General features: G+C 56.0%; 28 protein-coding genes. 18 read left to right on the top strand and 10 right to left on the bottom strand.

Features of this window, described 5'->3' with window-relative positions; genetic code table 11:
• The first annotated feature begins 10 nt into the window (after nt 1-10).
• Complete coding sequence (locus KORLAC_RS07515; RefSeq protein WP_068305049.1) at nt 11-454, top strand: PaaI family thioesterase; 444 nt, start codon at nt 11-13, stop codon at nt 452-454.
• Nucleotides 455-459: 5 nt separating this feature from the next.
• Here KORLAC_RS07515 and KORLAC_RS07520 read toward each other — a convergent pair whose 3' ends face one another.
• Nucleotides 460-1,785: an FAD-dependent oxidoreductase gene (locus tag KORLAC_RS07520; protein WP_068305051.1), complete on the bottom strand. Its 1,326-nt coding sequence runs from the start codon at nt 1,783-1,785 to the stop codon at nt 460-462.
• Nucleotides 1,786-1,941: 156 nt separating this feature from the next.
• On the opposite strand from KORLAC_RS07520, the gene KORLAC_RS07525 reads away from it, so the two are divergent.
• Nucleotides 1,942-3,696, top strand: a complete 1,755-nt coding sequence (locus tag KORLAC_RS07525) for a tetratricopeptide repeat protein (protein ID WP_068305053.1) — start codon at nt 1,942-1,944, stop codon at nt 3,694-3,696.
• Between the two features lie 182 nt (nt 3,697-3,878).
• On the top strand, nt 3,879-5,270 hold the full coding sequence (locus KORLAC_RS07530) for a hypothetical protein (protein ID WP_068305055.1): 1,392 nt from the start codon (nt 3,879-3,881) through the stop codon (nt 5,268-5,270).
• A 77-nt stretch (nt 5,271-5,347) separates the two neighbouring features.
• On the opposite strand, the gene KORLAC_RS07535 is transcribed toward KORLAC_RS07530, so the two are convergent.
• Together KORLAC_RS07535 and KORLAC_RS07540 are read right to left on the bottom strand one after the other, a co-directional pair.
• Complete coding sequence (locus KORLAC_RS07535) at nt 5,348-6,940, bottom strand: hypothetical protein (RefSeq protein ID WP_068305058.1); 1,593 nt, start codon at nt 6,938-6,940, stop codon at nt 5,348-5,350.
• A 131-nt stretch (nt 6,941-7,071) separates the two neighbouring features.
• Nucleotides 7,072-7,824 carry a methyltransferase family protein gene (locus tag KORLAC_RS07540; protein WP_068305061.1) on the bottom strand — a complete coding sequence of 251 codons (753 nt, stop codon included), beginning with the start codon at nt 7,822-7,824 and terminating at the stop codon, nt 7,072-7,074.
• A gap of 175 nt (nt 7,825-7,999) precedes the next feature.
• Between KORLAC_RS07540 and KORLAC_RS07545 the strand changes: the two genes are divergently transcribed.
• The 5 genes from KORLAC_RS07545 to KORLAC_RS07565 all read left to right on the top strand — a co-directional run bounded on the left by KORLAC_RS07545 (nt 8,000) and on the right by KORLAC_RS07565 (nt 13,319).
• Entirely contained in the window at nt 8,000-8,641 is a 642-nt protein-coding gene (locus KORLAC_RS07545; protein ID WP_139167656.1) for a hypothetical protein, read from the top strand.
• A gap of 12 nt (nt 8,642-8,653) precedes the next feature.
• Nucleotides 8,654-9,412: a class I SAM-dependent methyltransferase gene (locus KORLAC_RS07550; protein ID WP_068305065.1), complete on the top strand. Its 759-nt coding sequence runs from the start codon at nt 8,654-8,656 to the stop codon at nt 9,410-9,412.
• Between the two features lie 137 nt (nt 9,413-9,549).
• Complete coding sequence (groES, locus tag KORLAC_RS07555) at nt 9,550-9,837, top strand: co-chaperone GroES (RefSeq protein ID WP_068305067.1); 288 nt, start codon at nt 9,550-9,552, stop codon at nt 9,835-9,837.
• A gap of 59 nt (nt 9,838-9,896) precedes the next feature.
• Nucleotides 9,897-11,546: a chaperonin GroEL gene (gene groL, locus KORLAC_RS07560; RefSeq protein ID WP_068305069.1), complete on the top strand. Its 1,650-nt coding sequence runs from the start codon at nt 9,897-9,899 to the stop codon at nt 11,544-11,546.
• A gap of 489 nt (nt 11,547-12,035) precedes the next feature.
• The gene (locus tag KORLAC_RS07565; RefSeq protein WP_160328614.1) at nt 12,036-13,319 is read left to right on the top strand and encodes a porin; all 1,284 of its coding nucleotides are present in this window, start codon (nt 12,036-12,038) and stop codon (nt 13,317-13,319) included.
• Nucleotides 13,320-13,389: 70 nt separating this feature from the next.
• Here KORLAC_RS07565 and KORLAC_RS18655 read toward each other — a convergent pair whose 3' ends face one another.
• Nucleotides 13,390-13,548, bottom strand: a complete 159-nt coding sequence (locus KORLAC_RS18655) for a YqaE/Pmp3 family membrane protein (protein ID WP_074519490.1) — start codon at nt 13,546-13,548, stop codon at nt 13,390-13,392.
• A 273-nt stretch (nt 13,549-13,821) separates the two neighbouring features.
• Between KORLAC_RS18655 and KORLAC_RS07570 the strand changes: the two genes are divergently transcribed.
• From KORLAC_RS07570 to KORLAC_RS07590, 5 genes are all read left to right on the top strand, one after another.
• On the top strand, nt 13,822-14,379 hold the full coding sequence (locus KORLAC_RS07570; RefSeq protein ID WP_068305073.1) for a GNAT family N-acetyltransferase: 558 nt from the start codon (nt 13,822-13,824) through the stop codon (nt 14,377-14,379).
• Nucleotides 14,380-14,462: 83 nt separating this feature from the next.
• On the top strand, nt 14,463-15,035 hold the full coding sequence (locus KORLAC_RS07575) for a DUF1285 domain-containing protein (RefSeq protein WP_068305075.1): 573 nt from the start codon (nt 14,463-14,465) through the stop codon (nt 15,033-15,035).
• The gene (locus KORLAC_RS07580) at nt 15,032-15,655 is read left to right on the top strand and encodes a CoA pyrophosphatase (protein WP_068305076.1); all 624 of its coding nucleotides are present in this window, start codon (nt 15,032-15,034) and stop codon (nt 15,653-15,655) included. Before KORLAC_RS07575 ends, KORLAC_RS07580 begins: the two co-directional genes overlap by 4 nt.
• Complete coding sequence (locus tag KORLAC_RS18790; RefSeq protein ID WP_068305077.1) at nt 15,652-15,999, top strand: hypothetical protein; 348 nt, start codon at nt 15,652-15,654, stop codon at nt 15,997-15,999. The genes KORLAC_RS07580 and KORLAC_RS18790 overlap by 4 nt, the downstream gene beginning before the upstream one ends.
• The gene (locus KORLAC_RS07590) at nt 15,980-17,149 is read left to right on the top strand and encodes a CCA tRNA nucleotidyltransferase (protein ID WP_068305079.1); all 1,170 of its coding nucleotides are present in this window, start codon (nt 15,980-15,982) and stop codon (nt 17,147-17,149) included. Before KORLAC_RS18790 ends, KORLAC_RS07590 begins: the two co-directional genes overlap by 20 nt.
• Nucleotides 17,150-17,198: 49 nt before the next feature.
• On the opposite strand, the gene KORLAC_RS07595 is transcribed toward KORLAC_RS07590, so the two are convergent.
• The 5 genes from KORLAC_RS07595 to KORLAC_RS07615 all read right to left on the bottom strand — a co-directional run bounded on the left by KORLAC_RS07595 (nt 17,199) and on the right by KORLAC_RS07615 (nt 20,135).
• Nucleotides 17,199-17,765, bottom strand: coding sequence for a lipid-binding SYLF domain-containing protein (locus tag KORLAC_RS07595; RefSeq protein WP_068305081.1), 567 nt, complete (start codon nt 17,763-17,765; stop codon nt 17,199-17,201).
• A gap of 77 nt (nt 17,766-17,842) precedes the next feature.
• Complete coding sequence (locus KORLAC_RS07600; RefSeq protein WP_068305083.1) at nt 17,843-18,295, bottom strand: nucleoside deaminase; 453 nt, start codon at nt 18,293-18,295, stop codon at nt 17,843-17,845.
• 47 nt (nt 18,296-18,342) lie between these two features.
• Nucleotides 18,343-18,789, bottom strand: coding sequence for a YqaA family protein (locus KORLAC_RS07605; protein WP_068305085.1), 447 nt, complete (start codon nt 18,787-18,789; stop codon nt 18,343-18,345).
• Nucleotide 18,790: 1 nt separating this feature from the next.
• Nucleotides 18,791-19,657, bottom strand: coding sequence for an oxygen-dependent coproporphyrinogen oxidase (gene hemF, locus KORLAC_RS07610; protein WP_068305087.1), 867 nt, complete (start codon nt 19,655-19,657; stop codon nt 18,791-18,793).
• A 4-nt stretch (nt 19,658-19,661) separates the two neighbouring features.
• A complete protein-coding gene (locus KORLAC_RS07615; protein WP_068305280.1) occupies nt 19,662-20,135 on the bottom strand; it encodes a tRNA (cytidine(34)-2'-O)-methyltransferase in 474 nt (157 codons plus the stop codon).
• 320 nt (nt 20,136-20,455) lie between these two features.
• On the opposite strand from KORLAC_RS07615, the gene petA reads away from it, so the two are divergent.
• The 5 genes from petA to KORLAC_RS07640 all read left to right on the top strand — a co-directional run bounded on the left by petA (nt 20,456) and on the right by KORLAC_RS07640 (nt 24,653).
• Nucleotides 20,456-21,010 (top strand): ubiquinol-cytochrome c reductase iron-sulfur subunit, encoded by a 555-nt coding sequence (gene petA, locus KORLAC_RS07620; RefSeq protein ID WP_068305088.1) that lies wholly within the window; start codon nt 20,456-20,458, stop codon nt 21,008-21,010.
• Between the two features lie 11 nt (nt 21,011-21,021).
• The gene (locus tag KORLAC_RS07625) at nt 21,022-22,293 is read left to right on the top strand and encodes a cytochrome b (protein WP_068305090.1); all 1,272 of its coding nucleotides are present in this window, start codon (nt 21,022-21,024) and stop codon (nt 22,291-22,293) included.
• 13 nt (nt 22,294-22,306) lie between these two features.
• On the top strand, nt 22,307-23,095 hold the full coding sequence (locus KORLAC_RS07630) for a cytochrome c1 (protein ID WP_068305092.1): 789 nt from the start codon (nt 22,307-22,309) through the stop codon (nt 23,093-23,095).
• A 180-nt stretch (nt 23,096-23,275) separates the two neighbouring features.
• Nucleotides 23,276-24,127: a class I SAM-dependent methyltransferase gene (locus KORLAC_RS07635; protein ID WP_068305094.1), complete on the top strand. Its 852-nt coding sequence runs from the start codon at nt 23,276-23,278 to the stop codon at nt 24,125-24,127.
• 112 nt (nt 24,128-24,239) lie between these two features.
• Nucleotides 24,240-24,653, top strand: coding sequence for a RidA family protein (locus tag KORLAC_RS07640; protein WP_420913271.1), 414 nt, complete (start codon nt 24,240-24,242; stop codon nt 24,651-24,653).
• Here KORLAC_RS07640 and KORLAC_RS07645 read toward each other — a convergent pair whose 3' ends face one another.
• Nucleotides 24,654-26,681 (bottom strand): M28 family peptidase, encoded by a 2,028-nt coding sequence (locus KORLAC_RS07645; RefSeq protein ID WP_068305098.1) that lies wholly within the window; start codon nt 26,679-26,681, stop codon nt 24,654-24,656. It lies immediately after the preceding gene.
• Nucleotides 26,682-26,711 lie beyond the last annotated feature (30 nt).

The raw sequence follows: 26,711 nt of genomic DNA on the forward strand, positions 1-26,711 counted from the left end.
GCGGGGCTTTATGACCATTGAAACAAATGATGATCTTGTTGCTGCAGGATACAGAACCTGGGGCGACGTGGACCCGTTTGAGGACCTGATCGGCCCCTTCTACCTGAAGGACAATGGCGACGGCACACACCGGTCGGCCTTTGTGGCGGAAGCCGAACGGCACTGCAACGCGGGCGGCATGCTACATGGCGGCCTGTTGATGAGCTTTGCTGATTTCGCCTTGTTCGCCATTGCGAAGGAAGTGCTGGGCGGCTTTGGCGTCACGGTTGCTTTCAACAGCGAATTCGTTTCCGCCGGGCAGGCGGGGGAATTGGTCGAGGCAACAGGCGAGATCACACGTGACACGCGGTCGCTGATTTTCGTGCGTGGTAAAATCTTTTCCGGTGACCGCACGATCATGGCCTTCAGCGGTATTATCAAGAAGGTCAAGGGCAGGGGCGAGCATAAAGGCTGATCGGATTAGCTTTCGGCAATCCGCACCATTTCGCCAATGTCTGTTAGTTTTTGGCGCGGAGCACCTTCTGCTGCCATGGCTTCTTCTGATGCTTCGATCTTCTTCCAGTCCTGGAAGGTTACAATGTGCAGGTCTCGTTCCTTGACAAGCGCATCCAGACCTGACCGTCCCGGGCGGCCTGCGGGCCTGACCTCAGCGAGGATCTTTTGCGCGACTTCAGCGCCGTCCGGCTTGTTGGTGCCGATGGTGCCGGTGGGGCCGCGCTTGGCCCAGCCGACACAGTAAAGGCGCGGGCCTATCAGGCCGTCTTCATTTTCAAAGCAGCCATAGCGTTCGTCGTATGGCACATCCGGGATCGGGCTGGTGCGGTAACCGATGCAGGGCACCACAAGGCCCGTTGGCAGAACTTCGGTTTTGCCGGTGCCAACGCATTTGCCGTCTTCGACCTTGGTTTCTTCCAGCCGCAGACCGCACACGCACTCGTCGCCCAATACCGCCATGGGGCGTAGAAAGAATTTCACATGCAGGCGCACAGGTTTACTCTCGGGGTCTGCTTGCGCCATCTGCCGGAGCGCCGCCATATTCTTGCGCTGGGCGCCGGTCATCATGTCGTCAATGTCTTCGCTTGGCAGCTGGTTGCCGTCCACAAGGGCCACGCAGTTTTCCAACTGGTTCAATTCGCCCAGTTCCTTGGGGGTGAAGCTGGCCTCAAGCGGCCCGCGACGACCCAGAATGTAAATGTCGCGAATGGGAGAGCCATGGATTGATTTGGCAGCGTGGGGGGCAAGGTCGGTTTCCGCCATTTCGCTGGCAGTCTTGGCCAGGATACGGGCCACATCAATCGCCACATTGCCGTTGCCGATAACAGCCACGGATGCCACCCGCAGGTCCGGGTTCAGGTCTTTGAAATCGGGGTGGGCATTATACCAGCCGACGAACGGGCCGGAGCCGATCACGCCCGGCAGGTCTTCACCGTCAATACCCAGCGAGCGGTCCTTGGCGGCACCTGTCGCCAGAACAACAGCGTCATATATGTCGCGCAGTTCGGCCAGCGTGACGTCACGCCCCAGGGACAGGTTGCCAACGAAGCGGACATTTTCACGCTGGTTGGTGGCTTCATATCGGCGGGAGACATTCTTGATGGACTGGTGATCGGGCGCGACGCCCGCGCGGATCAGGCCGAAGGGGGTTGGCAGGCGATCGATAATATCGACCCGGACATTGGCGTCATTTTTGGTGAGCGCCTCTGCGGTATAATATCCCGCTGGGCCTGCGCCAATCACAGCAACCGATAGCGTGTCTGATCCATTCGCTGCATCGTCAGCCACCATATGTCCCTCCCTTGTATTTGAGGAAAGCATGCCATGATTTCCTGCGTGGGCCAAGAGGCCGTAGCAGGTGATTTGGCCCCCACTTTCTGGTAAGCTCACTCGGGGTTCAACCTGATGATAGGAAATCGGGGCCTATGAAGGGCCATAGGGGGAATTATGAAGTCATTGATTGCACCAGCGGTGTGCCTTGCCGCGATTGCGGGCGTTCACACCTTGCTGCCCACAACGCCGCTTGAGGACGGCGCCAGCTTTAGCTTCAATCCTGGCGAAGTGCGCCAGAATATCTGTGGCCCGATCGGGTCCAAGCGGGGTAGCCTGTTCCGTCCGGATATTGCCCACCTGATCGCGAGCGCCGTGCAGGCCAGCGATACGGCTGATGCATCTGTGCCGTTGATTGCGGGGCTGGATCACCGGGCATTCCCCATCTCAAGCAAAAGCGCCGAAGCACGTGCCTATTTCAGGCAAGGTTTCGCACTTCTTTACGGCTTTAATCACTGGGAAGCCATCCGGGCCTTCAAAACCGCCCAGATGCTGGACCCCGATTGTGCAGCTTGCTATTGGGGCGAAGCCGTGGCCTTGGGGCCCAATATCAACGCGGGGATGGACGCTGACGCCAACGAAAAGGCCCTGACGGCCATCGCGCAGGCCGTTGCGCTGAAAGATAAGGCCGATGCGCGTGAACAGGCATTGATTGATGCGCTTGCTGTGCGCTACCGGGCGGGCATGGATGTGGACGCGCAGGGATACGCAGATGCCATGGCGGCTGTAGCGGCCCAGTTCCCCGATGATCAGGATGTGGCGACCCTTTATGCCGAATCTCTGATGGACCTGAGCCCCTGGGATTATTGGGAGCGTGACTTCACCACGCCGAAGGCGCATATCAGGACCGCGCTTGACCAGATTGAAAAGGTGCTGGGTGCCAACCCGGACCATTACGGTGCCATCCACCTGTATATTCACCTTTATGAAGCCAGCACGATGGCCACAAAGGCGGAACCCTATGCCGACAGACTGGCGGGTCTTGCGCCTGGTGCCGGGCATCTGGTGCATATGCCGGGGCATATCTATTTTCGGATTGGCCGCTATCTGGACAGCCTGGATACCAACATCGATGCGGTGGCGGTGGATAAGGCCTATCTGGACAGTGTGAGTGGATCGATGCTCTACCGGTACGGCTATTACCCGCATAATGTTCATTTTGTTCTGGTCTCGGCCCAGATGGCGGGTGATGAGGATGTGGCGCTTGATTACGCCAGCCGCCTGGACCCATTGGTGCCGACAGAGGTATTGGCACACGCCGAATGGATCGCGCCGATCAAAGCCGCACCTTATTTTGCCTACGCCCAGTTTGGGGACCTTGATGAGGTATTGGCACTGCCGGACCCCGGCGATGCGGTGCCGTACCTGAAGGCCATGTGGCACTATGCCCGCGGCGTGAAGCTGGCCGAAGCGGGGGACGCACGCGCAGCCGTGGAACAGGCCGCGATCGATGCGCTGATGAGTCACGAGAAGATTACCAGTGCGGGTATTCCGGCCGCGAGCATTCTGAAGCTGGCCAGCCTGACCATTGCGGGCAAGTCGGCAATGAAGGCGGGCACGCCAGATGCGGCTGTCGCACTCTTCACTGAAGCGGTGAAAGTGCAGGACAGCATGGGCTATACCGAACCACCCTTCTGGTACTACGCCGTGGAGCAAAGCCTGGGCGGTGCACTTTTTGAAGCCGGACGGCTGGATGAGGCGGAGCAAGCCTTCAAGGCCAGTCTGGTGCGCCATCCGAACAGTGCCTGGTCGCTATACGGCCTGATGCGGACGCATGAGGCGCAGGGCCGTAATGCCGAAGCTGCCGCGATCGAAGCGTTACTGAAAAACGCAAGCCGTGACATGGAAGGTGTGGCACCAATTCGCCTCTGACACGCAGAAAATATGGCGTTTCCAAAGAGGCCCGCGGGCCTCTTTTTTGTTCTGAAAAAATTATAGTCCAGGGCGGTTGATCTTCCGGAAATCTTCTATAGGTTGTTCTATTAATTCTTTTTTAACCATAGCGAAAAGCGCAGGATAGCAGCTTCTTCGCCATCTTTAAGGGGATATCAGGCATGCCTACAACAATTATTGATTCCGATCAGCTGGGCGATGTTTTGCTGACCGACGCAGACGATGAGGTTTTGGTAACATCCGGCGTCCTTGTTGACGGTCGCATCGATCTGGCAGGTGGGGATGTGAACAGCCTGGTCAATGGTGGGGTGATTTCCTTTGGCGGTGAACTTCTGACAGGACGCGGAGCCGTAGAGTCAGATGCTGACCAGACACTTGTTACCAACAATGGTTCTATCATCAGTACCGCCTGGTTGACGAACGGCGAGGAGCCTTTTGGTTGGGGCGGGGCGCTGGCGATCGGAAACGGCACGCTGACCCTTACAAACAACGAAACCGGTCTTATCTCCGGTTTGCGGTTCGGCATTGAGATCGCCGGTGTCTATACAGAAAGTGGTATTGTTGCATCCAGCGACACCACAATCGTCAACCATGGACTGATTGAGGGTGGCGATGACGGTATCCGCATGCATGGTGGCACCGTGGACAACTGGGGTACGATCCAAAGCGCCGGCGATTGGGTGATCGGTGGCGGATGGTCCGCCTATGACGGTATCTCGTCTTTCGCGCTCTCCACGACTGACGAGGCAGACATCGCAGCAGGGCTGACCACCATCAACAACCATGAAGGCGGTGTGCTGGATGGTATCCGCGCAGGCGCCATGCTCTCTGGCGGCGGCCATGTGGTCAATGATGGCCTGTTCACCGGCGGCGAAGCAGGGATCGGTGTTCAGGGCATCCAGCCGGACGGCAGCGACATCCAGTCTCCGTTCAGCCTGGTAAACAATGGCGTGATTGAAGGCCGCGGTGACGGCAGCGGCGACGGCTTAGGCCTCGTGGATACTGTGGGCGTGGGCCTGTTCGGCCTGATCGGTGACGCCAGCATTGAGAACAACGGTCTGATTGCCAGCGCGGATGACGGCATTTTCGCCCTGAGCTCGGTGTCGATCGTGAACGGGGAAGATGGCGTGATCGAAGCGGATACAGATGGCGATGGCGAAGGCTACGCCATTCTGTTGTCGTCTCTTCCTGATGAGGTATCCAGCGTTGACGATACGGTCGTGAACTACGGCCTGATCGACGGTGATGTTTCCTTGGGTGCGGGCGACGACAGCTTCACCTTCGGCCGGGGCGGTGAAGTGAACGGCGCCGTCTCCGGCGGTGACGGTGCAGATGTCTTTGTCTTTGAGAAGAAAGCCGATGGCGGCGTCATTAGCGACTTCGAAGATGGGGTCGACCTGATTGACCTGTCTGACCTGCCGAAGGGGCATGTGAAACACATGGATGTCTCACAGGAAGGCGATGACACCTACATTACAGTAGGCAAGACGCTGATTATCCTCGAAGATTTTAATGCCGGCAACATCAGTGCCGATGACTTTATCTTCGGCTAGAGCCCAAGACCAGGCAGTATCTGCCAGAACGGAAAAGAGGGCCGCGCGGCCCTCTTTTTTTGTTATGTGATGGTGGTTTAGTTGCTGGCTGGCGTGCCTGTGGAAGCAACTGTCTCCAGCTTCAGCCCGAATACATCCTGCCAGGTTTGTGGTGTGATGCCGTTCAGGGCTTCTTCTGTCATCGGCACTAGTGAGCGCATGCTGATGCGCATCGGTTGCGACTGGGGTGCCATATAGGCCTGGATGACGTCAGCCAGGTTTTCAGGCGCGCCTTCACCCAGCGCGGGCGCCGTTTGGGCGATTGCCATCATGGTGAATTGCTCGCGCAGCTGATCTTCCGGCATACCGGAAAGCGCTGAATAGACCTTCAGGCTGCGTGAGATTAGGCCCTGGTCTTCAAGGCCCAACGTCAAGTCGACGCTGTCATAATAGCCTGTGTAGACGCTGAGGGCCTCAAGAACCTGGGCGAACGGGTCCTGCTGTGGCGGCGTTTCGGCGTCAGCTGCACGGAAGGCCTCAAGCATCTGTTCGGTTTGATAGGCCAACAGTTTTTCTGACATCCGGGCGGCATCAATGCCGCCAATTGTGCCCTCACTTTGAAGCTTGATCAGCTTGTCCAGCGCCAGGGTCGTGACGGTGGTGACTGCATCGGTCGCTTTTTCAAACCGTGTGCTGGTGTCCATGTCGATCCGGATGGTGTCCAAGTCAGCCAGGGTGAGAATCTGCATCGCCTGCGGTGAGGTGTTCTGCATGCCTTTCAGTTCGAACGCGTCGATTTTCATGGTGCCACCCAGGACCAGGTCGGCTGGGCGGACAAGATCTTTTACTGAAATTTCCTTGAAGGACATCGCCATGCCTTGCATCGGCATGTCGAACTTGAAATCTTCGATCTTGAAGGAGTCGATACCCATATAGTTGAGGGAAGCCTTGGCGAGGGATGCAGCCGCAGCCATTTCAAGCGCGTCGCCTGAGCCTTCTTCGTCTTCCGGGGCTCTGTTCATCGCTATCAGGTCTTTGATCCAGCCGATGTCAAAGCCTGTGACCTCGTAGCGTCCCAGTGTGAATGACCCATTGTTTGCCGCATTCAGTACGAAGTCATCGATCAGAAATTCATTGACGCGCGTCAGGTCACCATTGGTAGCCATGCGTGCTGTGTTCAGGGACATCATAACTTTCTGCGAAGGGTTATTCGCAGGCGTGCCTTCCATTTTGGCGCCCTGAACTTCCACAAGCGTGAAAGGCCAGTCTTGCAGCGTTTCTTCCTGGAAGGCAGTCATGACAGCTGGGAGGTCGGCGCCCCTGACTTCACCAGATTCCAGGGAAAAAGAGCCATCCTTCTCGCTAAAATCTAAACCTTCGATGCGAAAGCCGTCGACGGTGGCGCTGCCCGCTATGGGGTTGAAGCCAATATCCAGGTTGACCGACTTGACCGTTGCCTCACTGTCCGGCCTTTCCGGATTGATAACCTTGATGCCTTCAATCATGGCTGTGCCGGAAAAAAGGTCGGTTTTCAGGCTGTCATAGGTGACATCCACGTCGAGATCCGGATTGCTGATAATGCTGTCAACTTGTGCCTGAACCTGGGCTTCGAAGCTGTTTGCAAGAAAGAAATAGCCGCCAATCGCGGCGGCCCCGACCACAGCTGTGGTCAGGATGGCTGTACGTCCCATGTGTGTTACCCCCTAGAGAACTGATAAAAGTAGGCGCAGCATAGAAAGCTGTCAGGGATACGTAAACCTATGTTTTATTCAGGAAAGCGGTCAGGGCCGCACGGTGACGCGAAGCCCTGATATGGGGGTGCTTAGTGCCGGAAGCGCGGTAGCAGGCCGCCAACGCGTTTCATATAGTCGCGGTAAGTGTCACCGAACTCGGTGATCAGGTCGCGCTCCTCATAATGCAGGCCGACAAGGATATAGACGATCATGCCGACCGCCAGCGTGGCGCGGCCCACTGTCATGTCCGGTGTTGCCACCATGGCAATCAGGACACCGGTCTGGATCGGATGGCGCACCACCTTATAAAACATGGGGGTGACGAATTCCTTGGCCCCTGCGTCCGGATCGTCTGGCTTGAAGCTCTGCTGCAGGCCGAACAGGTGGTTGTGGTTCAGCATATAGGTTGCCGCCAACGTGAAGGCCCAGCCGAAATAATAGATGCCGGTGATCACCAGGCGCGCGGTCTCGTTTTCCACGAGCCAGATGCTGCCTGTCATCGGCTGCCAATATTGAGCCATCACCATGATGACAATGGCAGTCATCAGCACATAGGTGCTGCGTTCAGCCGCCGGCGGCAGCAGCGCGACCAGCCGGCTTTTGAAGCTCTGCCGGGCCATGACCGTGTGTTGAAGCCCGAACAGGACAATCAGTGCCACATTGATCGCGAAGGCCATCACCGGGCCCGTTGGCGCCGTGTTGGCGTGGTCGATCCCCAGGCTCATGTATTCCGGCAGCAGAAGGCCGATGTGGTTATTGGCAAACAGAATGAAAAGGACAAGGCTTGCAACGCCCAGGACATAGCAGACCAGGCCGTAAGCCATAATTATGATGCGTGACATGTTTCAGTTCCCCTTTGGAAGGTGCTCCAGTGGATACTCAAAACTGTCTTCCATATTTCCCCGTCCGTGACTGTGCCTCAAATCACAGGGACAGGCGAGAAAATTCTGGTTGGGGCTTTTATCGCACCGTTCGAATGCTTAGGTCTATTGATGCTGAAACTTGATGGGGGCCGACTTGAAGATTTTCCTGAAGATTGCCGCGAGTATTTTCGCGCTGCTTGCCGTTGTGGCCGCATACGGTGTCTATGAGCTGTGGCCGGAGCCTTACAAGCCGACCTATACCGTTGACCTGCCGATGCTGAACGGTGTGCCGGGCGTGGTGTTGGCCGTGGAGGACCCCAAGAGCGAACTTGCTATCAAGGTATTTGGTGGTGTGTTGGAGGCGAATTTTCGTGGAGAACCTATTGAAGGATTTTGGCAGCCATCTGAGCAACAGTTGGTGGGTTTTGAGAAGGCATTACGGCAGTATGTATATGAGCACCCTCCATCCGACGCGGTCGATGCGCCATCCTTTCTTCGCCCGCTGTTCTGCAACTTCAATGAAGAGGACCAACTGGAGGACCTCCTGCAAAACAGTTTTCGACAATATGTGGGTTTTGAAGTTGACGGTCAGAAATTTATACGGGTCAAGGGCGCGCCACGCGACATATTCGAGACTTTGATAAGTCCGTCTGAGATTGAAGAAACGTCACAAACGTACCTAGGGATGCATGATGGCGGCCCCACTGACTTCAACGCCTTATACAGTTTTGACGAAGATCGGATTGTGTGGCTATTTTACAATTCATACTATGGTGGCTTAACCAATAAGTGCTAGGCGGGCCTGTACATGACCACAAATGATTTCTACGACCCGATGGCGCCTTTCTATCACCTGATCCACGGGGATTGGGAAGCCTCGATCACGCGCCAGTCGAAAGCCCTGGACCAGATCATCAAAGATACATGGGGCAGGGCGGAGACTGTGTTGGATGTCACCTGCGGGATTGGCACCCAGGCGCTGGGGCTGGCTGGGCTTGGTTATGACGTGACGGCGAGCGACCTTTCTGCAACCGCCGTCGAGCGGGCGAAGGCCGAAGCCGAAAAACGCGGCCTCAGCATCGATTTTTCTGTTGCAGACATGTGCAAGGTGCATGAAGCCCATCAGGACACGTTCGACATTGTGATGTCGGCAGACAATGCGGTGACCCATCTGTTGAGCGAAGAAGCCATCCTTGGGGCGCTCAGGTCATTCCATCAAGCCGCCAAACCGGGCGGCGGATGCCTGGTTTCCATGCGGGACTATGATACGGTTGAGCGCGGCGGCGTGCAGTTCAAACCCTTCGGTGTGCGGGATGTGGACGGTGTGCGTTGGAGTGTCTATCAGGTCTGGGAATGGCGAGACGGTAACGACATCTATGATTTCAGCATGTATTTCACGGCTGATGACGGGAGTGCGGAGCTCAAGACCCAAGTGATGCGCTCAAGCTTCTATGCCCTTCGGCCCGCGCGGATGATGGGCCTGTTCCGGGAAGCGGGCTTCGCAGACGTGAAGCGCGTCAACGATATTTTCTTCCAGCCAGTGATCGTTGGGACAAAAGCAGCCTGAAAAAATCACAAAAAAATCTTCTGAATCCCCTTGAACCATACCCCGCGCAGGCATACATAGGGTCTCGCAGTTAGCACTCAAGGCTAGTGAGTGCTAACAGACCCTAATTTTACGGTTTATCATTTAGGAGACAAACCATGGCACTTCGTCCGCTGCACGACCGCGTATTGGTCAAGCGTCTTGAAAGCGAAGCGAAAACCGCTGGCGGCATTATCCTGCCAGACACCGCACAAGAAAAACCATCCGAAGGTGAAGTGATCGCTGTTGGCGCTGGCGCCCGCGCCGAAGACGGCAAAGTGATCGCGCTCGACGTTAAAGTTGGCGACAAGATCCTGTTCGGCAAATGGTCCGGCACTGAAGTGAAGGTTGACGGCGTTGACCTTCTGATCATGCAGGAAAAAGACATCATGGGCATCATCGAGTAATCCACTCGATACCCGTCTCGATTAGTTAGTTAATCACACGAAATACAGGAGCCCAAATCATGGCTGCTAAAGAAGTTAAACTTCAGGAAGACGCGCGCAAGAAGATCCTCGCTGGTGTGGACATCCTTGCTAACGCAGTAAAAGTAACGCTCGGCCCTAAAGGTCGTAACGTTGTTCTGGACAAATCCTTCGGTGCACCACGCATCACCAAAGACGGTGTATCGGTTGCCAAGGAAATCGAACTCAAAGACAAGTTCGAGAACATGGGTGCACAGATGGTGAAGGAAGTAGCTTCCCGCACCAACGACGTGGCCGGTGACGGTACCACCACAGCAACTGTTCTGGCTCAATCCATCGTTCGCGAAGGTATGAAGTCTGTTGCGGCTGGCATGAACCCGATGGACCTGAAGCGCGGTATCGACCTCGCAACCACCAAGGTTATCGAAGGCCTCAAAGCCCGCACCAAAGACGTGACCACCACTGAAGAGATCGAGCAAGTTGGTACGATCTCCGCTAACGGTGAAGTTCAGGTTGGTAAAGACATCGCTGCTGCGATGGAAAAAGTTGGCAAAGAAGGCGTTATCACTGTTGAGGAAGCCAAAGGCCTCGAGAGCGAGCTGGACGTTGTTGAAGGCATGCAGTTCGACCGCGGTTACCTGTCGCCTTACTTCATCACCAACGCCGAGAAGATGACTGTGGACCTTGAAAACCCACTGATCCTTCTGCACGAGAAAAAGCTGACCAACCTGCAGCCAATGCTGCCGCTTCTTGAAGCAGTTGTGCAATCCGGCAAGCCACTTCTGATCGTTGCTGAAGACATCGAAGGCGAAGCACTTGCGACCCTCGTTGTGAACAAGCTGCGCGGTGGCCTGAAGATCGCTGCTGTTAAGGCGCCTGGCTTCGGTGACCGCCGTAAAGCCATGCTCGAAGACATCGCCATCCTCACGGGTGGTCAGGTGATCTCTGAAGATCTGGGCATCAAGCTTGAAAACGTTGGCATCGACATGCTCGGTACCGCGAAGCGCGTGAACATCACTAAGGAAGACACCACCATCGTTGACGGTGTTGGCTCCGAGGAAGATATCAAAGCCCGCGTTGAGCAGATCAAAGCACAGATCGAAGTAACCACTTCCGATTACGACAAAGAGAAGCTCCAGGAGCGTCTCGCGAAACTGTCCGGCGGTGTTGCTGTGATCAAGGTTGGCGGTGCCACTGAAACTGAAGTGAAAGAGCGTAAAGACCGCGTTGACGACGCGCTGCACGCAACCCGCGCTGCTGTTGAAGAAGGCGTTGTTGCCGGTGGCGGTACTGCGCTTCTCTATGCGACCAAGTCTCTCGAAGGCCTCGAAGGCGCAAACGACGACCAGAACAAAGGCATCGACATCATCCGTCGTGCCCTGCAGTCTCCTGTTCGTCAGATCGCTGCCAATGCAGGTGTTGACGGCGCTGTTGTTGCCGGCAAGCTTCTGGAGCAGGACGACGTGAACTTCGGCTTCGATGCACAGAACGAAGTATACTGTGATCTGGTTGCCAAAGGCATCATCGACCCAACCAAGGTTGTTCGTACTGCTCTGCAGGACGCCGCTTCCATCGCGGGTCTGATGATCACGACCGAAGCCATGGTTGCCGAGCTGCCAGAAGAAAAGTCAGCTATGCCTGCCGGCGGCGGCATGCCTGACATGGGCGGCATGGGCGGCATGGGCTTCTAAGCCAGCTAACCTACTACAAAACTCGGTTTCGAGTAACAGGCCCCCGGTGCGAAAGTGCCGGGGGTTTTGTTTTGTGGGCAGCACCGCAGCGAGAAGCATGGCAGTTTTATCAGTTTCTTTATCGGCAGCTGAGAAGCTGGAAGTGAGCCGCTTTCTTGAGCAAGCCAGAAGCATGTAACCCGAGCGAAATCAGATCAACAGAATTGAGTCGCTTAACAGGCATCTGCCGTAACAATTGCCTGAGATAGGCATCCGAAATGGTCGAAATTTAAAAAATATAATAATATCAGAGACTTAGTTCTGGTTGCTGTTTTCTGTTTCTGCTTGTAATAAAACGGAAACATATGTCGCTCTAAATGCGCCCATCATGAGCGGAAACGCCCGCTGCCGGTTTGCGAGAAATGCGAGCCAGGCTTAAGAGGCGAACCGTTCAAGGAAAAAAGGCCGCAGTTGGGTGCGAGCCAAAAAAAGTTATGATAGGAAATTATGATGCTCAAAGGGAAACGTATCGCGGGTTTTATGGCTGCGACAGCCTTGGCCACAGCGATGACCGCGCCTGTACAAGCGCAATCCATCGAAGAATTGAAAGCTCAGCTTGAGGCGCTCTCAAAACGCATTGAAGAGCTTGAAAAGCAGCAGAAGAAAACACCGAAGGTCAAGAAAGCCGATCCTGCTTTCAGCCTTGGCTCCGACGACGGCCTGTTTGAGTTCAACATCCGCGGCCGTGTGCTTGCTGATGCTGGCTGGTCGTCCGATAGCGACGGCAGCATGGATAAAGACACGACCGAGCTTCGCGCCGCACGGATCGGCGTTGAAGGCAAAGCCTGGAAAGACGTGAAATATAAGTTCGAGGCTGATTTCGCCGGCAACGATGTTGAAGTCAAAGACGCCTACATGCAGTATAAGACTTCCATGGGCAGCTGGACATTCGGTCAGTTCAAGACGCCTAACTCGCTGGAGGAGCAGGAATCCTCCCTCAACAGCAACTTTATCGAACGCGCAGCCTTTACCGACGCCTTCGCCCTGGCGCGTATGATCGGTATCGGGTACGGCAACGGCGGCGACAACTGGACATTTAACGCCGGTGTGTACCGCGGCAGTAATGATGGTTCCGTTGACAATGAAGGCCAGGTGTTTGCCGCGCGCGCAACCTATGGTGACACGTTTGACAATGGTAACTGGATGCTTGGTGCGTCCGTTCGTTTCCGCGACGTGGGTGGTGACGGCGACCTGCTGCGCTACCGCCAACGGGCGTACCTGCACTCAGCTGACCGCTTGCTGGCAACCAGCCGCATTGCAGAGAAAGACACTTTCTATGGCCTTGAAGGCGCCGTTCAGTATGGTTCCCTGAACCTGACGGCGGAATGGGCTGGACTGACTGCCCAGAACGGTGGCGCTGGCGGCCGTGATGCTTTCTTCTATGGCGGCTATGTTGAAGCCGGTTGGTTCATCACCGGTGAAACCAAGCCGTTGAACCTTGCCAAAGGCGTCTGGAACCGGCCAAAGATCAAAGCCCCGGTACACGAGGGCGGTATGGGTGGCTGGCAGATTGCTGCGCGCTTTGACCGTATCGACCTGACTGGCGACGGCGTTTATGGCGGTGAGCAGGATACGCTGACCCTCGGTGTGAACTGGTATCTGAACCGCCACACGCGTTTCCTTGCCAACTACAGCTATGTAAACATCGACAAAGCGTTCGACGTTGCGGCTAATGGCGCGGACGGGGAAAATTCCGCTGACACGCTGGGCCTGCGCTTCCAGGTTGACTGGTAAGCCAACCCTGTTTCACCGTATGACAAGACTTTTTGCGGCGGGCTTTGTCCCGCCGCTTTTTTGCGCGGGATCAGCGTTTGGCGATGATATAGACCGCGTGAATGATGCCCGGCAGATAGCCGCACAGGGTCAGGATGATGTTGATCCAGAAATGCTTTCCAAGGCCTTCCTGAAGGAAGACCCCAAGCGGCGGCAGAAGGATGGCAATGATAATACGGATCAGGTCCATGGAGCGCTCCCTTGCTAGTTTATATTGTTCAGCATACAGTGTATTAAACAGAATAATCTGCAGAAAATTCTTGCATAACTGCATAAAATGTTGTTAATGCGCATTTCGACTGCAACTTATGTTCCGCAATTCGGACATAAAAGGATCATGTTAGGCATGGTAAAGACCACCCATATCAGACGGCATTGCCGAATGCGACGACGCTTAAGCAACTGAACACCAAGCGTTATTTGCATAGTGGTGCTGTATGCACCAAGGATATGGGAAAAGCCGATGATCACACTTGATCGGGAACGGCCCTTCGACAAGGCAGCAATTGAGAAGCTGCTGGATGTGGCCTTTGGACCTGACCGGTTCAATAAATCTTCTTACAGCCTTCGGAAAAACAACCAGCCTGTTGCCGGCCTGTCATATGTCGCGCGGCATGAGGGCAAAATTGTTGGTACTGTCCGTTACTGGCCCATTGCCGTGCATGATCTTCTGGGCGGTAAGCCTTTGGAGGCCTTGCTGTTGGGGCCGCTGGCGGTATCGCCTGCCCTGCAGGGCGCAGGTGTCGGTGCGCAGTTGATGCATAAGTCCTTGGCAGCGGCTACTGGCGCCGGGCACCAGCGGATTTTGCTGGTTGGCGACTATGCCTATTATGCCCGCTTCGGGTTCGAGCCCGTGCTGCCGCGCTATATCACGTTACCAGGCGGTAAGGACGCACGGCGGCTTCTGGTGCGTCAGCCAGCCACCATCAGTTCGCTGCCGTCGGTGGGCAAGATTGTGGTCCTAACGCCGGAACCTGTGCATGTGCCATCAGCTGCGAGCTTACTGACGGAAGTGGCCTGATTAGCCACCATCGAGGCATCTTTTCCAACCTGATGCTTTTCTTTGGCTCACGAACTCCCATATAGTGAGACAAGGAGGATCATATGGCTGCGAAAACGGATACCGGCTTGAAACTGGAAGATATTTTGAAACAGCTGGAAGGGCAAAAGCGCCCGCCGGTTGAAAAATGGAACCCGGATTTCTGCGGTGACATCGATATGCGGATTGCGGCTGACGGTACTTGGTTCTACATGGGCACACCCATCACGCGGGAACGCATGGTCAAGCTGTTTGCCACAGTCCTCCGCAAGGACGAGGACGGGAAAACCTATCTGGTGACCCCGGTTGAGAAAATCGGGATCACCGTTGATGACGCGCCCTTTGTGGCCGTACATCTGGACCGTATCGAAGACGGTGACCAGACAGCCTTCAAATTCACTACCAATGTGGGCGATGAAGTGATTGCAGGCCCCGACCATCCAATCCGGGTGGAAGTGAACGAGGAAACCGGTGAACCGCGCCCGTATATTCATGTTCGGGGGCGTCTGGAAGCGTTGATCAACCGGTCAGTGTTCTATGAACTGGTGGAATGGGCTGAGCTGAAGGGCGGCGAACTGTCTGTAGAAAGCCTTGGCAAGCGTTTCAGCCTTGGCAGTGTGGAGGCTGAGGGCGCATGAGGAACTGGTTGGCCGATGCACTCAGCGAGGGTAACCCGGCGGCCCGGGGTCGGCGCAGTGACTATGATCTGAACCGCGATGCCAAGCTTCTGGAGCAGCAGGGCAAATCCATTCGGGATGCAGCCGTGCTTGTGCCTGTTGTCAATCACCCTGGCGAGCCGACAATTCTGCTGACAAAACGCACAGACCATCTGACCAAACATGCCGGGCAGGTCAGCTTCCCGGGCGGCAAGGTGGATGAGGGCGACGCAGACGCTGTTGCAGCCGCCCTGCGTGAGGCGCATGAGGAAGTGGGCCTGGAGCCTAACCATGTGGAGGTTTGCGGTTTTTTGGATACTTACCGCACGGGTACAGGCTTCGAGATTGTACCTGTCGTTGGCTTGGTCCAGCCTGGTTTTAAGCTGACATTGCAGGAATCTGAAGTGCAGGCCGCGTTTGAAGTGCCCCTTCATTTCCTGTTGGACCGCAACAACCACCAGCGCGAGAGCGCAATGTGGCAGGGTATCCGGCGCGAATATTATGCCATGCCATATGGTGACTATTTCATTTGGGGCGCGACGGCTGCTATGCTTGTCAATCTGTGTGATGTAATGGAAGCCGTGCGGGAGAATGCCACGTGATTGCTGCGATTTTGAGAATTGTTCTGCTGCTGCTTCCTGTGGTTGCGGTATTGATGTGGCTTCGGTGGCGAATGCGGACGGACCGCACCGAAGACGATTTGGTGCGGGATGTGGCAACGCTTCGGAAGACACTTGTTATCCTTATCCTTGTTGCGGTTGGAGCCGGTTTGGGGCTGAAATTCACTGACAGCAACACAGGTGCTCCCGGCACCAAATATATCCCTCCCCACAGCGAGAATGGCCGAGTTGTGCCTGGCCGTTTGGTGCCGGCAGACGAAGAGCCAGCAGAAGCTGATAAAACCAACCCGGAAAGCGACGACCAGCGTGAGCAAGATCCAGGCTAGTTGGCTCCAATCCCCCTTCATACAGGAAATCGCCTTCATCCTTGGCCCGGCGGACATCCGGTTTGTGGGCGGGGCGGTGCGCGACACTTTGGTGGGGCGCGACATCAAGGATATTGATGCCGCCACCCGCTGGCGGCCGGGCGAAACAATGGAGAAGTTGCAGGCTGCCGGTATCAAGGTTATTCCAACCGGCCTCGATCACGGCACGGTCACAGCCGTCCGGGGTGCGGAGGTTATTGAAATCACAACACTCAGGCACGACGTGGAAACCGATGGCCGCCGCGCTGTCGTGGCTTTTACCGACGACTGGCTCGCGGACGCCAAACGCCGCGACTTCACCATGAATGCCATCTATATGGCCGTGGACGGCACGCTCTATGACCCCTTCGGTGGCGAAGCCGACGTCCGCGCAGGGCATGTAAAATTTATAGGTGATGCAGGCGAACGCATCCGCGAAGACGCGCTCAGGATTCTGCGCTTTTTCCGCTTTCATGCCCATTATGGCAGTGGCCTATTGGACGAAGCCGGGCTTCAGGCCGCGAAGGCCAATGTGAACATGCTTGAGCGCCTGTCGGTTGAGCGCATCCGGGATGAAGTGTGCAAGCTCCTGGCGGCGCCGAATCCGCTGCAGTGCCTTGATGCGATGCAGCAGGCAGATATTTGGTCGCATACCCCTGTCGTCGATGTGGACCTCAATGGCCTTAAGCGTGTTATGGCCGCAGAGAAAACGCTTGGTATGGGCGCGGACATATTGATGCGTTTGGTTGGCCTGGTGGGCAATCGGGCCGGGTCTGTCGGGCGGCTCCTAAAGATGTCCAACCGGGACTTGCAGACGCTGAAGGATTTCAGCGCAGGCTTCCACGATGACGTGCCCAAGGACGCGCAATCCATGCGGGTCTATCTTTACCGGAAGGGGCGTGATGCCGGGCAGGGCGTGGTGATGGCCCATCCGGAAGCGTGCGGACATGAATTGGCGGACATGGTGGCTAACTGGCCTATCCCTGAGTTGCCGGTGCGGGGACGGGACCTGATCGCTCGTGGTATGGAGCCTGGGCCCGCGATTTCAAAGACATTGAAGCAGTTGGAAGAAGCCTGGGTCGCCAGCGACTTTAAGCTCACAAAAGAAGACTTGCTGCGGGCACAGCGATAATTGCCAAGTGTTAGAAGGGGATGGAAGGTCCCCATCCCCTATACAGTGGCTATTTCTTGTTCAGTTTCTTGTCTTGCCAGTATTTGGTACCGTGCAGCGATGCCTGAAGCGCAAGGCCTGCCTGCGTGAACTGGTAGACGCTGACTTTCTTCCTGACAGACGCGGCTTCGCCGATTTCACCGCCCTTGTCGTTGGAAACAGCAGCGGCATCAGCTTCGCCTGAAAAGTCCCAACCATTTTCAATGAAGGTGTTCAGTGCCTCGCGGTCATGAAAGATAAAGACAGCACGGAAGTCCTTTAGGCCGAGGCCCAAGCCCACACTGGCCGTGGCCATTTTCATGTAGGTATCGTTGCCTGACTTCAAATCCCGAACCACGCCGCGACCACCGCCGCCGCCAATCAGGAAAATCTGAACGCCGATGTTCGAGAAAACGGCATAGCCTTCGGCTTCATCAATTTCCGCCCGGGCCTGGGGGCGTTCCCTGAACAGGTCAGTGAGAACCTCTTCGCGCATTTCCTGGATTTCCAGCCGTTTCTTTTCCCGTTTGTCGGCAAAACTGGGCATGGAAACGGCGAAAACCAACAGAAGAACTGTCGAAATTCGAAGTACATTCATGGGGATGCCTCTTTTCTTGTTTATGTCCCTGGGAACAGAGATATGCCGCAAACGTGGCAGCTCTGTGACAGCAGGCCTCAGGCCGGATCATTTCCAGCAATATCTTCGTCCCAAAGGGTTGGTTTTTCAGCAATAAATCGACTCATCAACTCTATACAATCCGGGTCGTCCAGTCGGATCACGTTTACGCCATTTTCCCTCAGAAACGCCTCGTTTCCATGGAAGTTTTCCGCTTCGCCGATTACCACGTGCGAAATACCGAACTGCACGATGGTGCCAGCACACATCATGCAGGGGCTGAGCGTGGTATAGAGCGTAACACCGTCATAGCGCGCCCGCCGCCCGGCTTGTCGCAGGCAATCCATCTCACCGTGGGCGGTGGGATCACCGTCCTGTACCCGTCTGTTGTAGCCGCGCGCGATGATTTCACCATTCTCGACCATGACGGCGCCGATGGGTAGGCCGCCTTCATCATAGCTCTTTTGCGCCTGCTTGAGCGCTTCAGCCATAAAGTCTGTATGGGTGGCCATATACTAACCGCCTGTGTTCGTTGGAGTTTCAGTGCAGGTTAGGCCTGTCAGGGTGCAAGCGCAAGGGCGTCTATGCCGAAGAGAATCGCACCATAACGAAAGGCTTTACCCGCCGCGACCAGGGGAATAAACCAGCGCAAGGGAACACGGAATGTGCCAGCGACAACGGTGAGTGGGTCGCCAATGATTGGTGCCCACGCGAGCAGGAGTGACCAGCGACCGTATTTCACAAAAAAGCGCGACACGCGCTCAAACTGCTCTTCCTTCACCGGGAACCAGCGCTTGTCACGGAACCGGGCGATCCCACGGCCGATCCACCAGTTCAGGATGGCGCCCAACGTGTTGCCGGACGTCGCCGCAAGGAACAGGAGGCCGGGGTCGCCTTTGCCGGCCGCCAGCAATGCCGCGAATGTCACTTCCGAGTAGGCCGGTAGCAAGGTCGCCGCCACAAAGGCGTTCAGGAACAAGCCAGCATAGATGGCAAGGTCAGGCATGCTATGGCCACTTGGCCTCGGGCGGCAGGGACATCAGGATGGCCTCCACGTTGCCGCCGGTCTTCAGCCCGAAGGTAGTGCCTCGGTCATAGACGAGATTGAATTCGGCATAATAGCCGCGATACTCAAGCTGTGTTTCACGTTCTTCTGGCGTCCACTCTTCATTCATATGACGGCGAATAAGCGCCGGGTAAATCTCGTTGAAGGTACGGCCAACATCCTGGGTGAAAGCGAAGTCCTTGGCCCAGTCGCCCGAATTCAGCTGGTCATAGAAGATACCGCCTTCGCCGCGAGCCCTGTTCCGGTGCTGGATATAGAAATATTCGTCACACCATTTCTTGTATTTGGCGTAGTAGGCCGGGTCGTGCCGGTTGCAGCAGCCCTCGAGTGCCTTGTGGAAATCTTCCGTGTCCTGAGCATTGGGAAGCGGTGCGTTCAGGTCTGCCCCGCCGCCGAACCAGTCTTTGGTGGTAACGATGAACCGAGTGTTCATATGCACAGCCGGGACACGCGGGCTGTTCATGTGGGCCACAAGCGAGATGCCGGTGGCGAAAAAGCTTGGGTCTTCGTCTGCGCCCGGGATGTTCTTGGCGAACTCCGGTGTGAAGGTGCCGTGCACAGTGGAGATGTTCACACCGACTTTCTCGAACACACGGCCGCCACGCATGATGGACATGGTGCCGCCACCGCCCTGGGCTCCGTCTGCCTGGTTGGTTCGGTCCCAGGTTTTACGCTCGAATCGGCCAGCCTCCCGGTCGGCCATCGGGCCCTGGTTGTCGTCTTCAATGGCTTCGAAACTGGCGCAAATTTGATCGCGCAGGTCTTTGAACCAGTCTGCAGCGGCTTGCTTTTTTTCTTGTATATTCATCTCGTTATCCTCGCGGCCCTGTATCTGGCCAAGTGTTTGTCTGTCTCAGTGCCTCGCCGATTACCATCGCGAGCGAGACCGCGACATTGATGGACCGCGCTGCCTGTTGCATCGGGATAGTGATCCGCGCGTCTGCGTTATCATGCACGAAATCCGGCGCGCCGGAAGATTCGCTGCCTACCATCAGGATATCGTCCGGCTCAAAAGCGAATTCCGTGTAGGCGCAATCAGCCTTTGTGGTCAAGAGAACGAGTCGCTTGCGCTGATCGGTACGCCAGGCCTCAAAAGCTTGCCAGTCGCCATGGTGGTGGAGCTGGACCAGGTCAGCATAGTCCATCGCCGAGCGACGGAAGGCCTTGGCAGAGAAGGGAAAGCCACAGGGCTCAATAACGTGCGCGGGCACATCCATGCAGGCGGCAAGGCGCAGCATTGTGCCGGTATTTTGTGGCTGGTCTGGTTGAAAAATTGCAATATCCATGGCGGCGAAGCTAATGGCAAGGCGCGGGCGGTGCAATGACAAGCGGGATCAGGTGAGCGAAATTGGGCTTTTTTTTGGAAATATTCAGGATAAAGCCTTGCCTCTTGTGGTCCAGACGACTAAACAAATCCCAATTCGCTGGGCAGGGGCTGTCCGGCGATTGAATTTATGGTAAGCATTTGCTGCGACTTTGTGACGCGGGACTTTGCAACCAAGCTCGGGTAGAAATACGCGCGACTGGACATAAACTTTCGGGAAGCAAATTCGGGAAGCAAACGAGTGATCGCCTTTCGCATCGCGTTCCTGTCAGGGAAGATTAGATGAGCACAATCAACGAAACAATTGAGGGTGAAGAGGGCGCCACACGGCGTGATTTTCTTCACGTAGCTGCCACCGGTTTGGGTGGCGTGGGCGCCGTTATGGCAGCCTGGCCATTCATCGATCAGATGAACCCAGCAGCCGATACACTGGCCCTGGCCACTGTAGAAGTGGACCTTAGCGCCATTGGCGTAGGCGAAGCGGTAAAGGTGATGTGGCAGGGTAAGCCAATCTTTATTCGTCACCGCACAGCCACAGAGATCGAGGAAGCTCGCTCTGTTGACATGTCTGAGCTGGTTGACAAGCAAGCCGACGCAGAGCGCGTCCAGGAAGGCCGCGACGAGTGGCTGGTCGTAACCGGCATTTGTACACACCTTGGCTGTGTGCCAGTTGGTACATCCGACGGTGAAGATAAAGGCGACTTTGGCGGCTGGTTCTGCCCTTGCCACGGTTCGCACTATGACACGGCTGGTCGTATCAGGAAGGGCCCGGCACCGAAGAACCTCGCGGTGCCAGAATACACCTTCCTCAATGATACGACGCTGCAGATCGGTTAAGGGGAGCAATCATGGCTGAATGGATCGACGCAAAGCCTAAAAACAAGGCTGCCGCCTGGTTGGAAGAACGCCTTCCGGTCATCGGTCTCGTGAACAATGTCGTGGGTGTGGACACACCAACCCCGCGCAACCTGAATTACTGGTGGAACTTCGGTTCCCTGGCTGGCCTCATGCTGGTGGTGCAGATCATCTCCGGTATCGTGCTTGCAATGCACTATACGCCAAACACGCTGATGGCGTTCGATAGCGTTGAGCGCATCATGCGCGACGTCAACTATGGTTGGCTGATCCGCTACATGCACGCCAACGGCGCCAGCTTCTTCTTCATTGCCGTTTATATTCACATCCTTCGCGGTCTTTATTATGGCTCCTACAAGGCGCCACGCGAAGTATTGTGGATGCTGGGCCTGGTGATCTTCCTTCTCATGATGGCAACAGCCTTCATGGGCTACGTGCTGCCATGGGGCCAGATGTCCTTCTGGGGCGCGACCGTGATTACCAACCTGTTCTCTGCAATTCCGGTTGTGGGCGACAGCATTGTGACCCTGCTGTGGGGTGGCTTCTCCGTTGATAACCCAACGCTGAACCGCTTCTTCAGCCTGCACTATCTGCTGCCGTTCGTGATTGCCGGTGTTGTTATCCTGCACATTTGGGCCAAGAAGGTATCCGACAGCGGCAACCCGCTGGGTATCGATGTGAAGTCCAGCGCAGACCAGATCCCGTTCCACCCGTTCTACACGGTCAAGGACGCTTTCGGTGCTGCGGTATTCTTCGCCATCTTTGCAACCTTCCTGTTCTACATGCCGAACGCGCTTGGTCACCCGGACAACTATATCCCGGCTGATCCGCTGGTGACGCCTGGCTCGATCGTACCTGAGTGGTACTTCCTGCCTTTCTATGCGATCCTGCGCTCGATCACGTTCGACATTGGCATCCCGTTCACTGATGTTGTGATCATTCCTGCGAAGCTGCTGGGCGTGATTGCAATGTTCGCTGCCATCCTCGTGCTGTTCTTCCTGCCATGGCTGGATCGCAGCAAGGTACGCTCGGGCAAGTTCCGTCCGATGTTCCGCTGGTTCTTCTGGTTCCTGGTGATCGACATGGTTGTTCTGACCATCGTTGGCGGCAAGAAGCCTGAGGGTATCTGGCCAGTGATTGGTTTGATCGGCACAGCCTACTATTTCGCTCACTTCCTGGTGGTCCTGCCGCTCCTCGCTAAATTCGAGAAGACGCTGCCGCTGCCGGAAAGCATCGCGAACCCAGTAGTCAAAGCTGCAGAGTAAGGGGATTATGACGATGAAACTCGCTAAGACTATCGCGATTGCCCTTACTGCTGTTGCCGGCTTTGCCGGCACTGCGATGGGCGCAGGTGCTGCGAAGCATCCAATGCAAATGGAATGGTCCTTCGAGGGCCCAACCGGCACGTATGACCTTGCCTCCGCACAGCGCGGCTGGCAAATCTACAAGAACGTATGTTCCGCGTGTCACAGCCTGAAGTATTTCCGTTTTCGCAACCTGGCTGAGCTGGGCTACGAAGAGGATATGATCAAGGCATGGGCCGCTGAATACACCGTTGTTGACGGTGTTGACGATGCAGGGGATCCGAAAGAGCGCAATGGCCTGCCACAGGATGCGTTCCCAAGCCCGTTCCCGAACCCGGAAGCTGCTGCAGCATCCAACGGCGGCGCCGTGCCACCGGATCTGTCGCTGATCGCCAAAGCGCGTCACGATGGTCCGAATTACCTCTATAGCCTGCTGACAGGTTACGAGGACGCGCCTGCTGATCATGAAGCGCCAGCTGGTAAGAGCTACAACCCATACTTCCCGGGTGGCAACATTTCTATGGCACCTCCGCTGATGGAAGGTATCGTTGAATATGAAGACGGTACTGCCGCAACGGAAGAGCAGATGGCCAAGGACGTTGTGAACTTCCTGATGTATGTGGCTGAGCCGAAGCTTGAGGCTCGCCACCACATGGGCCTCAATGTACTGCTGTATCTGCTGGTGCTGGTTGTTGTACTCTACTTCTCCATGAAGAAGATCTGGAAGCCGGTTAAAGAAGGCAAAAACTTCTACAAGAAGTAAGCCTTTCCAGAGTGAATGATTGAAAGGGCTGCGCGTTGCGCGGCCCTTTTTCTTTGCTCGGATTAGGTTTCTCGCCAAAGTCAAAGCCATGAACCAGCGGTTCAGTCTTGCTGGATTCCTGCCACTGTGTTTAGATCGCGTAAATTATACAAATTAGGACTGGCACGAACGGGGGTTGAAGTGTCTGATTTCACTGTTTCTACTGTGCAGCAGACAGCGATTGGGCAGGTCAATGGGTTGAGCGGGAACAGGGAGCATAACACCCTGTCGGTAGCCGACACATTGCACTATATGGCCACATTGTATGTGACGCCGCTTCAATCCCATATCCAGATCAAGAATGCTGTTTTGTGCGACTGCGCGGCAGGTTTCGGTTGGCTCTCTTTTGCCTTTCTGCTCTCGGGTGGCGCCCGCGCCATATTGGTGGAGCCCCACGCCGGTAAGCTGTCAGCAGCACGGGAGCTGGCAGAGATACTGGGCGTTGCTGATCGTTGCGAGTTCCGCAGCGATTTGCTCCAGGGTCTGGATTTACCTGACAAGTCCGTCGATGTCTTTGCGTCTGTCGAGACACTGGAGCACGTGGGGAGGGCCAATATTGCAGCGGCGGTTGCCAACATGGACCGCATAACCCGTCAGGCTATTATTCTAACAGCGCCGAACCAGCTTTCGCCATTGGTTAGCCATGATGCCCGCGTGCCGTTTTCCCATTGGTTGCCCATTGCCTGGCGTAGTGGCTTCTGCAGGATTTTTGGTGTCAGGCATAGGGAGTTCAATCATTTCCCAACGCCGTGGCATCTGCGGCGGTTGCGGCAACGGTTTCAACCGCAGGCAAAGACCTTGATCTTTGAAGATCATCGTGCATGGCGTGATCATTATCCGGTTTATAGCCCTTATGGTGGTGGTGTATGGAAGCATGCCCCGCCGGTGTGGCTGAGCCTATATCTGCGCCTGACATCAGCACTTCTGGGGCGCCATGCCTATTGGATTTGTCCTAATCTTGCCAATATCTGGGTTGCGCGAGACTTGGCCTGATTTGCCGCATTCGATTTGCCGCCCCATTGCCCGCATGTGTTGGGACACGTATGATCAAACGCAACATTAAAAGAGGTGACCTATGAAGGTGAACTTGAAAGTTGGTGCTGCGATGGTCGCCCTGTGCACATTGGCTGGTGTCGGAAGCGCTGCCATCGCGGATGAACAGGCGTCCTTGCCCTTTTCCAAAGCGGTGCGTGTGGGCGACATGCTGTATCTATCCGGGGAACTCGGGGCAAAGCCAGGCACGATGGCACTGGTACCCGGCGGTATTGGCCCTGAAACCAGACAGACGATGGACAATATCAAGGCCACGCTGGAAGCCAACGGGTCAGACATGGACCATGTGGTGAAATGTCTTGTAATGCTGGCGGACATCAACGAGTGGGCCGCGATGAACGACGTGTACCGCACTTACTTCTCTGATGGGAAGTTTCCTGCCCGCAGCGCCATGGGCGCGTCAGGCCTGGCGCTGGGCGCCAGGGTGGAGATTGAGTGTCTGGCAACAGTGACCGACGCGCAATGATCAACGTGCGCTGATCACCTTGATGCTGGATAGCGCCAGCAGATAGTCTGACAGGGCCGTGAAGGGTACGGGACCGAACTCTGCTACGAGCAGGTCGTGAATATCATTTACGGTCCGTTTGCCGTCAACGAAATTGAGCGCTTCATAGGCCTTTTCATATCCCAGTTCCAGCCTTGGCAGCGCAAGAGCGGCTGTCGCCGCTGTACCTAGCTTGTCCTCAAGATAAGAATATCCAAAGCCATGCATGGTGCCCTTGAGATTGGGGTTATGGATATAAACGGTGCCCGCGGTGCTTTGGCCACCATTTCCAACAAGCTGTTCAAGGGCGGACTGAAGTGCGTGTAGTGCCCCAATGTCGACATTAGGGACATAGGACGTGATACTGTGTCTTATCCTCTTCTCGATGCTCCAGTGGCCTCGCAGGGCTGCCTTGCGGTCATCTGTCCCAAGCTTAGAGGTTTGCGCCATCAGCTCGCCCGTTCGCGTCACAATATTGGGCCCCATAAGTGAGACCAGCGTATCGCCATCGCTGTCTGTCAGGCCCGCGAGAATGGCCGCCTGAGCGGCGCCGATAAAGGCAGCGCGCTTCAGCTTTGTCGGGTCAATGTTGGCTGCCACGTCTTTTGTCGTATGGATATAGCGGTCCGGCCAGTCATGCAGATAGGTTACCGGGATGTTCCAACTGCCGGAGGCGAATACATCATGGTCACTGCCAACCGACAGCCATTCCTTGAGTGCCATTAGCGGTTCGCGCCCCCCTTCAGGGGATGCAAGCGTGAAGGCTGTGGCTTTACCGTCCGCGTACGCCTGGGTGTGGCTGTTGACAAAGTCCGCAAGAGCAAAAGCGATTTCGCCTGAGATATCCGCACTGCTTTTGGGCCCGCGCGACACCCTGAAGACGGCCTTGGTGGCAGGCCCGCCGCCAACCATATCCATATGAATGACATGCTTCAGTCGCGCTGCCAGCTTGGGGCGGGCATTGAGCATGATCAAAGTGGCTTCTATCTCGGATGGCCAGAAAAAACGGATAGTGCGTTTGGGGGCGGGCAGGGCGCCGTCATTTACCAGCCCCCTGATTACACGAGCGGCTTCCAGGATTGCCACGCACCCACTGGCGTTGTCGTTGGCGCCCGGGCGGGGGTGGTCCAGATGGCAACTGAAGGCAATTTCTTCCTGGGCCAGTTTCGGGTCACTCCCGGGAATGGTTGCCGTGACAATACGATATTCGCCGGGCTCACGGCGTGCGACCACCTTGGCGTGGAGGCGGATCGTTTCCCCTGCCGTCAGGCGTGCCTGCAGCGCGCGGGCCTCGCCAAGACTGGTCATGAAGGCGAATGCAGGTTCCTGACGGAAAGATGACAGGTGCCCCCAGCGTACCAGACTGCCGTCAAGCTGCCACCATGCCGTCTTCTGATTGGCTGCATAGGACAATATGCCTACAGCGCCATATCTGCGGAGCGCAAGGGCCTCAACAGCTGCCGGCTGGCTGGAGGTCAGTACAATTTTTCCTGCTATTGTCTTGCCGTCATAGTCTGTGGCATTTGTACCCTTGCCAACATAGACCAGCTCTGCGCTTACGTCGGCGCTGTCGCTATCCTGGGCCAGGGTCAGTGGGCGAGCTTTCCAGTCAGCAAGGCGGCGAATACGTTTCTCCCCGGCGTCTTTTCCTTCAACTTCCCAAAGCTCTGCAAAATCCACCTGCCACGCGAGCCGGGATTTTTGGGTTCCGAACATTGTCTCTCCGTCGGCCGGGAACGCCATGATCTCGGCGGTGTCGAAGCCGTATGACTTCAGTTCCGACAGAACAAAGGCCGCCGCCTCGTCGAATTGATCGCTGGCGCGCATGCGGTGATACAGCGTTATCCGGTCAAGATTCCGTTTGGCGAGCACGCCTGAAGTTTCTTCGGCAATGGCCGTAAGCGCGGGTTCAGGCATCAGGTCAGTCAGCGTATCGGCATTCGATACCCAACTAAAGGCACCAATGAATGCTACTGACGAAAGAGTCCGGAATATGGTGGGCATAATCATGCTGCTGTCCCCTCCCTTGGGATTTCGGAA

This window comes from Kordiimonas lacus (assembly GCF_001550055.1).
GTDB lineage: Bacteria > Pseudomonadota > Alphaproteobacteria > Sphingomonadales > Kordiimonadaceae > Kordiimonas > Kordiimonas lacus.